Source organism: Streptomyces sp. NPDC052236 (genome assembly GCF_044548015.1).
Lineage (GTDB): Bacteria > Actinomycetota > Actinomycetes > Streptomycetales > Streptomycetaceae > Streptomyces.
In genome coordinates, this window is the sequence record NZ_JBIUBL010000021.1 from 111,858 (window position 1) to 123,342 (window position 11,485).

Sequence of the window (11,485 nt, forward strand, 5' to 3'; positions counted from 1 at the left end):
GCCCTGCTCAGGTGGACGTTGCCGACGGATACGTGTCGTATCAATCAGGAGTCACATGCTGTCGGTGGTGACCGGTTGTCGCGGTGTGTCGAGCCACGCCTGCTCACCTTCGGAGGTTACAGTCAGGCCGAATCGGTGGACTTGAGGTTCGCCAGTATCGGTCCACCAGCGGTGGGCTGTCTCGGTCTGGTCCCACAGGCGGCGCGGGCCGCCCTGGTAGACGGTGGAGGCCGGCTGGCCGTCGCGCAGGACGGTGGCGGCCCAGGAGCGATCCGTGATCCCGTAGAGCCAGACGCTGCAGCTGTCGCCCCGGCGGTCACTCGCGCTGACACAGTCCTGGCCGAGGAGTAGGCCGGCCGCGAACGGGAACGGATGGGGCAAGCGGTCCTCGATCCCGAGACCGCGGGCGCTGAGCGTGGTGCTCGATGTGGACTCGGCCGCTGCGGCGACGTCGCCGCCGGGGACGTACTCGCTGTGCGGCGCCCTGGCCAGCCGGTGGGGATGAGCGCGGGCCTTCATGAACTCCACGGGCCGGGTGAAGCGGCCCGACGCGCTGCTCCCGTCCTCGCCAACGACCAGACGGGCCACAGCGTCGGTGTGGGAGTAGTGAGTGCCCCAGGGCGCCACGATGACCCCTCCGGGGACCGTCTGGCGCACCCACGCGTAGGGGACGGCACGCAGGCCCATGGTGGCGATGATCCTGTCGTAGGGCGCACCCTGCGGATGGCCCAGCAGCCCGTCGGCCACCACCACGGCCGGATCCAGGCCGGCGTCGTGGAGAGCAGCTTTCGCGGAGCGCGCCACCATCGCGTCCACTTCCACGGTGGTGACCTGCTGCCCGCCGAGGCGGCGGGCGAGAAGCCCGGCGTTCCACCCGGTGCCTGTCCCGATCTCCAGTGCCTTGCCGTCGCGCACGTCGAGGTCACGCAGCATGGCTGAGACCACCGACGGCGCGGAGGCCGACGACGTCGGCACGCTGCCGGGGGCCGTGCCGGTATGCCGGCCATCATCCCACTGCGTGGTGATCGGCACGTTCGTGTCGGCGTACCAGTACCACGCGGCGGGCTCGACCTCACGGTCGCTGCGGGTGCTTGTCCTCGTCGTCATGTCGTACGGCCACATCATCCGGGGCAGGAACCGGGCCCGGTCGACCGCCTCAAAACTCTCCGCCCACTCCGGCGCCATAGCGCCGGAGTCCAGGAGGGAGCGGACGAGATCCTTCCAGCCGGACCGGGCCTGGCGGCCGGTCAGGGTCATTTCTTGTGTGTTCCGTCCCCGGGGGGCGTGCCACCGTCGGGGGAGGGCGGTTCCTGTGGGGGCTGCCACGGCTGTCCGGGAAGCTTGTCACCATCCCCGCTGCCCTGGCCCCCGTCGCTCGCCACGATCCAGTCCACGCGCATTTCGCCTCCGTGCCCTTCACCGTGAGCCTGTGACGTCCGGACTCACGGTACTCATAGGGGAGTTGACTCAACAGACTGCATCAGTGACTGACTGTACTGCAGGCAGGGGCGGCACTTGCGGGATCCCGCTGTCTGTTCTCAGCCAGCCCTGGCGCGTCTCACCCCAGGCACCCCGCGGCCGGCAACCGGCACCGCGCCGGTGATCACAACTCCCTCCCGCTTCGCCGTCCATCTCACCGCAGCGGCCACCCTCAGGTCTACTGAGATGTGCGTGGTGACCCCAGCAACTACTTCCAGCCCGCCACCCGCAGCCCCCACGCCAGCACCCCACGCTCCACCAGCACCGTTGGCCGGTCAGCTGACGATGCTGTCCAGCGCCGGGGCGCGGATCTGCCAGCCGAACGGTGGGAACAGGCATTGTTCGGCAACTCCTCCCGCTCGGTCGCCTACAGGTGTTGAGACAGGCTCCGGTGTGACACTCCGCCCATACTTTGTCGCCGGGTTCAGCCGAGCCGGCGTCCTCTGTCCCCAGCGACGGGGTAGTTGGACCGCTTGTCATCGATGCGGGACCGCAGGGGCTGTTGCCCTGTGCCTGATCGGGGAAGACCAACCGCACATCCTGGTCGGCGGCAGCGTTGGGCCGGACCCGGACCGGCTCCTTCTTCGGGGAGTCCGCCTTGTCCGTGGCCGGGGCGGCCTGGCGGCCGAGTGCTCCGTAGCGGGTGGTCACGGCGGTGCGCGGCGCGGTCGCGATCTGCGCGCGCTGGTTCACGCGTTCTCTGGGGGTCCCTGCGCGTGAGGCGGTCCTCGACAGAGTTCATGCAGCTCAGTGGCTTGGATATGGAATGTAGCGTCTACAACAGGTGTGGTGCAGGCGGACCCACCGGGCCTCCCTAAAAGGGTGGCTCCAAGGAGTACCCGTTTTCGCCCATGGGGACAGGCTCGGGCTTCGGTTCGGCAGCCCGCTGCTCGGCCACCGTGGGGTGGACGGCGATTGCCTCGGCCGCCTGCCCTTGCCGGACCAGGATCTCGCACAGCTCCTCACGTGCCTTGATCGTCCCCAGGGCTCGCAGTTCAGCGGCGGCAGCGTCGAGGTGGCCGGCGGTGCTGAGGAGGTCGGCCTTGACGATACGGGGGTGGGTCCAGGGGCGCGGATCGGCTTCGGCCACGGTGATCGCCTCGTCGACGCGGCCGAGGCCGGCGAGGGCGCAGGCCCGCCACCAGTGCCGGAACTCCTCGTGTCCGTGGTGGGGCACGACGCTGGGGTGCTCGACCAGGTGGAGCAGTTCCTCGGGGCGGTCGAGAAGCGGGTAGACGAGTGGTGCCAGGAGGTTGGAGCAGTCGTACCAGCCGAAGCCGGGTTCGGCAACGGCGATCGCGTCGTCCAGTCGGCCGTCCCGCAGCAAGGCCGAGGAGAGCCAGGCGCGGTACCCGACCCAGTCGTCGGCGGCGATGGCAGTCCGCATCACGACCTCGGCCTCTTCGGTCCGGCCGTGGCGGCGCAGGGCTCCGGCGTAGAGGTCCAGGACGGTGTGTGCGTCCTGGCCGGTAGCCAGTTCACGCAGCTCGTCGAGCCGGCCGTGACGTGCCAGCAGCTCGGCGTAGGCGGTGAGGGTGTTCTGTGTGAGGTAGCAGCGCCCGGCTATGTCCTGGCCGAGGACCCGTATCGCCTCATCGGCGCGGCCCGCGCGCTCCAGCACCCGGGCCTGCAATTCCTGCGCATCGGAGAGGGAGTAGTCCCAGTGGCCCTCGCCGCGGGCCTGGCGCGCGCTGTCGGCGTGCGGGGCGATCAGCCCCAGCACCCGCTCGTCACGGTCCTGGCCTTCGGAGATCTCCACCAGCACCGACAGGATCCACGATCCGTCGATGTGCGGGACGAGCAGGTCGATGGCCTCGTCGACGCGCTCTGCCCTGGCGAGCAACTCGGCGAAGTCGCGGCATTCGGCCGTCGACGCGCGGCCTGCTTGATCCGGACGGACCAGATCCAGGGCCTCCTCCGTCCGGCCCGCCCAAAGCAGGATGTCGGCCTTCGCCCACAGAGCGGTCCGCCACCCGATCGTGACGAACGGGCCTATCACCTCCAGCGCCCGTCCGAACTCCCCCGCCCGGCACAACTCCTCCACCGCGCCCTTCGCACAGAACCACTCGCCGCGTTCCGCCGCCGCCTGGATCACCAGGTCCAGGTGACCGTGCTCCAGCAGGAGAGTCACCCTTTTCGGAGAAAGACCGCGATTGTTGCTCGCCTGCCACGAAAGATCGTCCACGTTCATGGCTGGAAGCGTAGAAGTAGCCACTGACATGCCGCCGAGGGAGCGTCCGACCGGCGGCTCGACTTGAGGGCGGGGTCAGCAGCCACCCTCGCCTCGCTCCTGATACGGGCGTGACATGACGACAACTTCTAGGGGCAGGTGCAGGCTCTCGGAGAGTTGAACGATGCCCTCGATCGACGACTGCATGCCGCCGGCGACACCCCTGCCCCGGCGTTGTGGCAGTGCATCGAACGCCCACGACTTGGCCGCCTCCCGCAGCCACGGCTGGCGGATGTCGGTGAACCGAAGATTGCCGGCGTATCCGAAGACGGCGAGGGTCCACAGATCCTTGTGCCGCTCGGTCTCCGGCGTGGAACGAAGCAACTCGCAGTGGCGCACGAACTCGTTGCGCAGATGGCGGACGGACGACTTCAACGACTCGGGCGGCACCTCGCTCAGGACGCGGATACGGTGGAGCACTTCGAACAGACCTTGGCCGAGGCCGAGGAAGTCATCGAGCTGAGAAGGCTGTTCGGCAGCCCGGACTACTTCGTACGCGTCGCCGTCGCCGACCTGGCCGCCTACGAGACCTTCCTCAGTCGGCGTGTCATGACCATCCCGCGGATCAAGAACGTCACCTCGCACTTCACGATGAAGGTGGTGAGGACAGCCTGACGACCCGCCGTCCCGCGACGGCGGGCCGATCAGTGGGGGATGTGACCAGCACCCGCCCCCAGCCACCTGCGTCGACGCGGTCGTGGGCCTTGGCGATGACCGGGTCGTGCTTGCCCTGGAGCGGGCCGGTGAGGAACTCCAGCTGGATCTCGGCGTCGGGCTGTGGGGCGGGGAGATGCGCGACGGCATCGCAGCATCCACCGTTCCTAGACACTGAGCGGGAGTGAGTCCTGGTGCCAGGACTGCTGCTCGGTGGCGCTGCCCCGAACGGTGTTGGGCAGGCTGGTCCCCCGCTTTCGCTCCACGGCCGGCGGGGCGCATCTGGTGCGCGGTCCGGGCAGGTGGGGGCGGGTTTCCTCACGCCCTGGGGCCTCCGGTCGGGCCTGGACGGTCCGATGCCCACCACGATCGCTCCGGTCGGGGTGGGGCGGTGTCGTCCGTCGCCGGATCGGGTGTCCAAGGGCGCGTCGCCCGACCGCGATGCTCGCCGCATCGTGCCGGGACATCTCACGTCGTGGGGTGGTCAGCGGTTTCTGCCAGTGCTGGGCACCCCACTTGCTGGTGTAGGCGGGGTCGACCGCGACGATGGCGATGTCCTGTTCGGCGGCCATCGACACCAGCCGGGCCCTGAGTTTCGCGGTGGGGAAGCGGGAGAGCAGGCGGCGGAAGCGTTTGTTGCGTCCGTGCTTCTCCCGGCTGGTGCCGTCGGTGAAGTCGAGGTCCTCGATGGCGATCGCCGCGGCCCCGCAACGTTGGGTGTGGTGCAGCAGCCTGCTCAGTGCGTGGCGGATCTGTGCGTCGCGGTGCTGCGTGCTGCCGGTCAGGTCGTAGAAGAAGCGCTGCGGCTCGCCGACCGGGTTGCCGTGCACGTCCAGGCGCCAGGCGGCCAGGCGGCCAGGTGGTCGTCGTTCATGTCCACCCCCACCACACCCCGCACCAGCGCCGCGTCCAGCGGGAGGACGGGGGCGGTCGCGCGCTGCCAGGAGGCGGTGACATACCAGCGGCCGCGTGCTGTGTCGTGGTGGATGCGGTAGGCCACCGCCCGGTTGGCGGTGATCCGGTCGGCCCACTCCGCACCCCGGTGCCGGAAGCGCACGGTCGCCTCCAGCACGTACCGGCCGTGCGGGGCGTTGGCCAGATGAGCCAGCGCAGCCGGAAGCTTGATCGAAACCTGTCCGGTATCGGTGACGCGGATGGTCTCGTTGCCGAACCGTCTACCGGACTCCCCATCGGCCGCCAGAAACATCCGCTCTGCTACCCACTGCTTGCGCCACTCCTGCTCACTCAGCCCGGCCGCCTGAAGGTGGTGACGGGCGTGGACCAGGCGTTTACCGCCGCGCACCACCCGCACCCGGCCCGCCGCCCAGTCCGCCTCCACCACCGCCAACCGGTCCTTCAAAGCGTGCAGGCGACGGGACTTGGCATGCCACTCCGCCCGGCTGCCGTACCCGCGCACGAGCCCTTCGCGCTTATTGGCCCTGGCCCCCAGCGGCCGGACCAGCCTGGCCTCGATCGACGCGATCTGCCCCCGCAGCCACACCCTGTGGGCGCCCTGCCCGCGCCTCGCCAGCGCCCACTGATCACGGGTGGCCTTGGTGATACTGCCCGCCCAGCGCGCCGAGGACGTGCCCGTCAGCTCCCGCTTACGCACCGCCCACCCGGAGGCGTCATGCGCCAGGCCCTGCCGGGACCGTTCCGCGAGATCACCACAGGCCAGCGAGCCGAGGAAGACGCCGACCTCCACCAGCACCGCCGCATCCACCCGCGACACCCGCAGCCGGTCCCGGACCGACACCCCACCAGGGCCGGGGACAACGAACGACACCGCCAACTCGCGCAGCACGCCCACCCGTTCACCCCCGTCCGGCCAAAGAACCCCGTCACCGCAGTCAACGAGCACCACCCGCAAAGGTCACCCATTCGACCCAAGAACCCTCGTTCCCCTCCCGTGACGGGGCCCGGAGCACACCGCACACAGAAGAAGACCGGCCCGTACAGCCGACCCAAACCCGACCCAGCACTCACTCACGCCCACCAGAAGTCACTACCGCTCATTACTTCGGCAGCAGTCCACAACCCTCCGGTCGGCCTTCCCGATCGGCGGCGGACTATAGGCCATCGGAGCTATGTGTGACGACCGGCTGGGCACGTTGATTGGCTTGATCACGGAGTTGTCACATAATCCCTTCATCTTGATCGTTTTGGGTCATGGTCCGCACGCGGGCCACGGGCGAGGGAGTTCCACACGTGCATCAGGTGGGAAGAAAGCTGGTCGTTGCCGGCACGGCGTGGACAGCGGTGGCCGTCATGCTGTGGCCGTCGGCCGGTTCGGCTGCCGCGGAAGAACAGTGCTTTGACCGCAGGAAAGAGCCGTACACCTCGGTGGTTGACGGCCATCTGCACTTCCGCCCCTTTGGCGGTGAGGCCATCCCGTTCAAGGAAATGGTCGGCTATCTGAAAGAGAGCGGCGTCCGTCACGCGAGCGTCTTCGGCATCGGACAGATGCTTCCGGTGGACTCCTCCTGCACCTACTACCTGGACTGCCCGGGCACTCCGGTCCTACCGAGCATGAAGAACGACTTCGTCAACGCTGAGAACGTGGTGGAGTCCCAGCCGAAGGACGTCGGCCTAGCTCTGTCGATGACGTTCCCGGACCTGGCCCATCCGGAAACCATCCCCGAGGGCATCCGTTTGCTGGATACGGAATTCCCCGGCATGTTCCGGTGGATGGGCGAGGTCAATCTCATCAAGCAAGCCATTTTGCCCAACCACCACGAGCCCGCAGAGATCGACGACATCCAGCAGTGGTCGCCCTTCATGCGGGAGTTGCGGACGCGCGGCATCCCGCTCACCATCCACGCAGACCTCGGCAACAACCAACGCCCCACCCAGTACCTGAACCTGATGGAGGAAGTCCTCAGGCGCTACCCGGATAACAAGGTCGTCTGGGCACACATGGGCCTGTCGAAGGAACTCACGACGCTGCGGCCCGATCGGCACATTCAGATCATGAAGGGGTTCCTGGACCGGTACCCCAAGCTCACGCTCGACCTCAGTTGGCGTGTCCTGGAGGATGCGTACTTCGCACAGCCCGGCGTGCGCATGCAATACGCCGCCTTCCTCGACGCCTACCCGACAAGGGCGATCCCCGGCACCGACTTCGTCGCCTCCCGCAACAAGGACTTCAAGGTCTACAAGGAGGAGCTCGAGGTCACCAGCCGGATCAACAAGGTCCTCAGCGACCAGGCGTTCCGCGATATCGCCCTCGGGCAGAACTATTTCAACCTGCTGGACCTGAAGGAGACGGCCCCCCAGATCTGCAAGACGTGACGGGACAACCGTCTCCTCGATCGCGAAGCTCCTCGGCGTCAGCAGGAACACGATCTACAAGTACGTACCCGAACTGACTGGTGGTCGACCCGCGCTCGCCGAGGCGACGGCGGCGCCCGAACCAACCCGATCGCGCTCCGCACCAGCCCACGCGCAGGGTCATCAGGAACCTTGGGCTCGCCCCGATTGCCCCGGATCACCGTCACCGTGTCACCCACCGGCGGCCGGGCGCGGTGAATGAGGATGCAGGTAGGCGTTCCGTGCCCAGGGATGCAGACCCCGGAAGTGTCGATGATCCAGCGGGCGTCGAACCGAGGTGTAGGTTCGCACTCAGAATGTCCCATTCCGCTGCGGCGACCTGCGCTTCTCTCGGTTGTCTCATTCAGAGGCCACGGCATTCTGTCTCACGATCTTGTCCCGTGAGGCCGTTTCGGCGCCCGCCTCCAGCTCGGCCAGGAACATCGCAAGACTGGGGAAGTCTTCGAACAGACCGCGTAACCGAGCCCGGTCCACGGGCGCGGTTGCCCTTTCTGCAGTCCGATCTGGTGGGTGTGCGGGGGCGCTGCCCTCCATCTCATGATCTTGACCGTAGGCACCTCGCGGCCCGGCGGAAGACGGGCCTGCTGACCATCGAGTGGGGCAACGGCTTCCGGCTGCGCACAGGCCGCGGTTATGGGGCGATGAGCCGTACCTGCGCCCCGCAGCCAGCCTCTCCGCCGTCCAGCACCGCACTACATCGCCCGCAGTTCCCGCCGAGTCAGCGCGTATCCGAAGGCTCCGAGCAGGGAGAGGCCGGTGGCGACGAAGACCATCCGGCTGCCGAAGGCGTTAACCGCGGCGCCCACCCCGATCACCGACAGTGGGAAGACGGCGAGGCCGCAGAAGGTGACCGCCGCCATGACCCGGGCGAGCAGCGCGGGCGGGGTGTTCTTCTGGATCCCGGTGATGATCAGGACATTGAGCACTGTGCTGGCGCCGCCTGCGACACACAGCATCAGCACCGCGCCCCACAGCCCGGTGAACGGCACCAGGCCGACCGCCGCACCCGTCAGAAGGCCGCAGAACACGGCGGGGCGGCCGCGGGAGCGCAGGTCGCCGAGACTCATGGAGATCAGCCCGCCCAGCAGCGCGCCGCCGGTGAACGCGGCGAGCAGGCCGCCGAGGCCGATCGCGCCGGTGCCGAGGTCGTGGGTGGCCAGGGACGGCAGGGCCACTCGTGTCATGCCGCCCATGGTGAGGTTCGCGGCCACGGTGACGGTGAGCACGATGCGCAGCAGCCGGGACTCGCGGAGCAGACCGGTGAAGTTCCTGGGCACGGAGGCGCGTTCGGCGATGTCCTTCGCCGGGGCTGCCAGTGGGCCCTGGCCGATCATCAGCAGGGTCACCGCCGAGGCGGCGAAGGTCAGTGCGTCGGCGGTGAGCGCCATGGCCGGATTCAGCCAGGCGACCACGGCGCCGGCGATGCCCGGGCCGATCAGGCCGGCGGCGAAGTTGACCGTGTGGTTGAGGGAGTTGCCCGCGTGCAGCTCCTCCTGGGGCAGCAGGCTCGGTGTGATGGCCCAGGCAGCCGGCAGGAACAGCCCTGCGCCCAGGCCGACCAGGCCGGTGAGGACACCGATCAGGAAGAAGCTCTCGACCCGGCAGGCGGCGACTGCGGCCAGCGCCCCGGTGGCGAGCAGTCGGCCGATGTCGGCGGCCATCATCACCCGCCAGGCGCCGAAGCGGTCGGCGAGTATCCCGCCGAGCGGGGTGGCGGCCAGCCGGCACGCCCCGTACGCGGCGACCACCAGGCTGAGCGCACGGGCACCGCCCGCGAAGGAGTAGACGAGCAGCGGGAGCGCGACGAGCTGGAAGGCGTTGCCGAACTCCGAGGTGCCCTGTCCAATGATCAGCAGCCGGTAGCCGCGGAAGCGCAGGGGGAGCAGGCTGATCCGGGGGCGGAAGCGGGCAGGCGGCCGAAGGGTCCTGGCGGGGTCAACCATGCACCGACACTGGCAGCGACTCCAGGCCCCGCAGCATGATGGTGTTCCGCCAGGGCAGGGTCGCCTCGTCCGCAGCGAGCTCGATGTGCGGGAAACGGTCGAGCAGTCCGGTGAGGGCGACCTCGCTCTCCAGCTTGCCGAGGAACGAGCCCAGGCATCGGTGCAGCCCCTGGCCGAAGGCCAGATGGCCGGGGTCGTTCCGCTCCAGGATCAGCCGGTCGGGGTCGATGAAGCGGTCCGGGTCGCGGTTGGCCGCGCCGAGGGACACCAGAACCAACTCGTCCGCAGGGATCTCCACGTCGTCGACGGTCACCGGTTCCTTGGTGAACCGCAGGGTGGCCATGCTCACCGGCGACTCGTAGCGCAGGAACTCGTCCACGGCCATGGGCATCGCCTCCGGGTGGGCGCGCAACCAGGCGAGCTGGTCAGGGTGGTGCAGCAGGGCGAGGGTCGCGGTGCCGAGTAGGTTGACGGTGGTCTCGTGCCCGCCGATCAGCAGCAGGAAGACCATGGAGAAGACCTCCTGCTCGGTGAGCTCACCTCCGTTGCAGGCGCGCACCAGGTCGGTGAGGATGTCGTCCTTCGGCGCGGCTCTGCGGGCCGCCATCAGGTCCCGGAGGTAGTCGTTCATCTCCGTCTTGGCCTCCTCGAAGGAGGTGTCGCCGCCGTGGGTGAGGATCCCCGTTGACCAGGTGCGGTAGGAGTGCAGGTCCTCTGGAGGGAAGCCGAGCAGCTCACAGATGATCATGATGGGCAGCGGAAACGCGAAGTCCATCACGGCATCGAACCGCTCCCTCTCGCGCAATCCGTCCAGGAGGCCGCCCGCGATACGTCGTACCATCGGGCGCATCGTCTCGACCCGTCGGCGGGTGAAGACGCCCTGGACGAGCCGGCGCAGCCGGGTGTGGTCGGGCGGGTCGCTGTTGAGCATGTGCACCACGTCGGAGCCGAGGGTGACGCCTTGCGCCCGCCGGTCGGCGATCGCCTGGGTACGGCGTACATCCTGTCCGAATCGCGGATCCTTCAGAGCGGCGGTGACATCGTGGTATCGCGTCAAGATCCACACTGGGAGGCCATTCTCGTACTCCAGTGCGGAGACCGCGGAGGCGGCGCGGACCCTGGCGAGGGTGGGGTAGGGGTCCCGGATGAACGCTGATATGCGCGCGCCGGCGTCGTCGACCGCGGTCGTCATGAGCATCTCCTAAACAGTGAAGGCCGGGAAGGGCCAGCGGCGCACCCGCATCGGCAACCACCACGCACGCCCGGCGTGCTCGGCGATCAGGCCGGCCCCGGCGAAGTCCCGCCGTACGGCGTCGGGCAGCTCCCCGGCGTCGATGTCCTCGGTGAGCGCCTCCAGCCGATCGAGATGGTCCGCTTCGTCGACGGTGATCAGCTCCAGAGTCCCCAACCGGCGGTCCCGCACCTCCACGAATCCGGGGCCGCGCCGGAAGATGCACTTGCTCGGGAAGTACGTGGCGCGCCAGTCGGCCACGATGCCCTCTGGTGCGCCGATGACGTGCTCGGGCGGATACAGGTGGTGGTAGAGACGTCGCGTGACGCAGCCGTCGTCGCAGACTGCGTCCCACAGCACGGCGAGTCCCCGACCGGTGGCCTCCCTGATCAGCATCAGGGCGTGAGCCGAGTGAGCGGGCGCGTCGGCGCAGAGACGGACGGCCTCCGGCAGCCGGATGCACCGTACGCCCGCGGTGTGGAGTTCGGTGACGGCAGCGACCGCCGGGGCGCCCAGGGTCCGGGTGCCCAGGTGCATGCCGGGCAGCCGTCGGGCGACCGGGTCGTAGTCGAGCCACATCTCGGCGGCCACGCCGGGGGCCGTAGCCGGGGCGGTTCT

Annotated in this window: 10 protein-coding genes and 1 pseudogene; 3 read left to right on the plus strand and 8 right to left on the minus strand. The window is 68.8% G+C overall.

The features are described from left to right. Positions 1-51: 51 nt before the first annotated feature. From ACIHCQ_RS29950 to ACIHCQ_RS29960, 3 genes are all read right to left on the minus strand, one after another. A complete protein-coding gene (locus tag ACIHCQ_RS29950) occupies positions 52-1,257 on the minus strand; it encodes a methyltransferase domain-containing protein (protein WP_399669046.1) in 1,206 nt (401 codons plus the stop codon). A gap of 1,036 nt (positions 1,258-2,293) precedes the next feature. After that, the gene (locus tag ACIHCQ_RS29955) at positions 2,294-3,670 is read right to left on the minus strand and encodes a hypothetical protein (protein WP_399669050.1); all 1,377 of its coding nucleotides are present in this window, start codon (positions 3,668-3,670) and stop codon (positions 2,294-2,296) included. Between the two features lie 75 nt (positions 3,671-3,745). Further along, positions 3,746-4,129 carry a hypothetical protein gene (locus ACIHCQ_RS29960; protein WP_399669053.1) on the minus strand — a complete coding sequence of 128 codons (384 nt, stop codon included), beginning with the start codon at positions 4,127-4,129 and terminating at the stop codon, positions 3,746-3,748. On the opposite strand from ACIHCQ_RS29960, the gene ACIHCQ_RS29965 reads away from it, so the two are divergent. Continuing rightward, entirely contained in the window at positions 4,121-4,324 is a 204-nt protein-coding gene (locus ACIHCQ_RS29965; protein WP_399669056.1) for an Lrp/AsnC ligand binding domain-containing protein, read from the plus strand. The two genes, ACIHCQ_RS29960 and ACIHCQ_RS29965, sit on opposite strands and share 9 nt — an antisense overlap. Here the strand turns inward: ACIHCQ_RS29965 and ACIHCQ_RS29970 are convergent. Further along, complete coding sequence (locus tag ACIHCQ_RS29970) at positions 4,296-4,538, minus strand: hypothetical protein (RefSeq protein ID WP_399669060.1); 243 nt, start codon at positions 4,536-4,538, stop codon at positions 4,296-4,298. The two genes, ACIHCQ_RS29965 and ACIHCQ_RS29970, sit on opposite strands and share 29 nt — an antisense overlap. Next, a pseudogene (locus tag ACIHCQ_RS29975) lies at positions 4,531-6,173 on the minus strand (IS200/IS605 family accessory protein TnpB-related protein). Before ACIHCQ_RS29975 ends, ACIHCQ_RS29970 begins: the two are co-directional and overlap by 8 nt. Positions 6,174-6,532: 359 nt before the next feature. Between ACIHCQ_RS29975 and ACIHCQ_RS29980 the strand changes: the two are divergent. Further along, on the plus strand, positions 6,533-7,654 hold the full coding sequence (locus ACIHCQ_RS29980; protein WP_399669063.1) for an amidohydrolase family protein: 1,122 nt from the start codon (positions 6,533-6,535) through the stop codon (positions 7,652-7,654). 19 nt (positions 7,655-7,673) lie between these two features. Next, complete coding sequence (locus ACIHCQ_RS29985) at positions 7,674-7,895, plus strand: hypothetical protein (protein ID WP_399669245.1); 222 nt, start codon at positions 7,674-7,676, stop codon at positions 7,893-7,895. A 490-nt stretch (positions 7,896-8,385) separates the two neighbouring features. Here ACIHCQ_RS29985 and ACIHCQ_RS29990 read toward each other — a convergent pair whose 3' ends face one another. The 3 genes from ACIHCQ_RS29990 to ACIHCQ_RS30000 are packed head-to-tail and all read right to left on the minus strand — an operon-like array spanning position 8,386 to position 11,458. After that, the gene (locus ACIHCQ_RS29990) at positions 8,386-9,636 is read right to left on the minus strand and encodes an MFS transporter (RefSeq protein WP_399669066.1); all 1,251 of its coding nucleotides are present in this window, start codon (positions 9,634-9,636) and stop codon (positions 8,386-8,388) included. After that, complete coding sequence (locus ACIHCQ_RS29995) at positions 9,629-10,828, minus strand: cytochrome P450 (RefSeq protein ID WP_399669069.1); 1,200 nt, start codon at positions 10,826-10,828, stop codon at positions 9,629-9,631. The genes ACIHCQ_RS29990 and ACIHCQ_RS29995 overlap by 8 nt, the downstream gene beginning before the upstream one ends. A 9-nt stretch (positions 10,829-10,837) precedes the next feature. Beyond that, positions 10,838-11,458 (minus strand): DUF5825 family protein, encoded by a 621-nt coding sequence (locus ACIHCQ_RS30000; RefSeq protein WP_399669072.1) that lies wholly within the window; start codon positions 11,456-11,458, stop codon positions 10,838-10,840. Positions 11,459-11,485: the final 27 nt, after the last annotated feature.

What these genes read in the sequence shown, in the direction of transcription:
- ACIHCQ_RS29980 (WP_399669063.1), top strand. Translation starts at nt 6,533, where the DNA reads ATGGTCCGCACGCGGGCCACGGGCGAGGGAGTTCCACACGTGCATCAG.
- ACIHCQ_RS29990 (WP_399669066.1), bottom strand. Translation starts at nt 9,636, where the DNA reads ATGGTTGACCCCGCCAGGACCCTTCGGCCGCCTGCCCGCTTCCGCCCC.
- ACIHCQ_RS29950 (WP_399669046.1), bottom strand. Translation starts at nt 1,257, where the DNA reads ATGACCCTGACCGGCCGCCAGGCCCGGTCCGGCTGGAAGGATCTCGTC.
- ACIHCQ_RS29995 (WP_399669069.1), bottom strand. Translation starts at nt 10,828, where the DNA reads ATGACGACCGCGGTCGACGACGCCGGCGCGCGCATATCAGCGTTCATC.
- ACIHCQ_RS29955 (WP_399669050.1), bottom strand. Translation starts at nt 3,670, where the DNA reads ATGAACGTGGACGATCTTTCGTGGCAGGCGAGCAACAATCGCGGTCTT.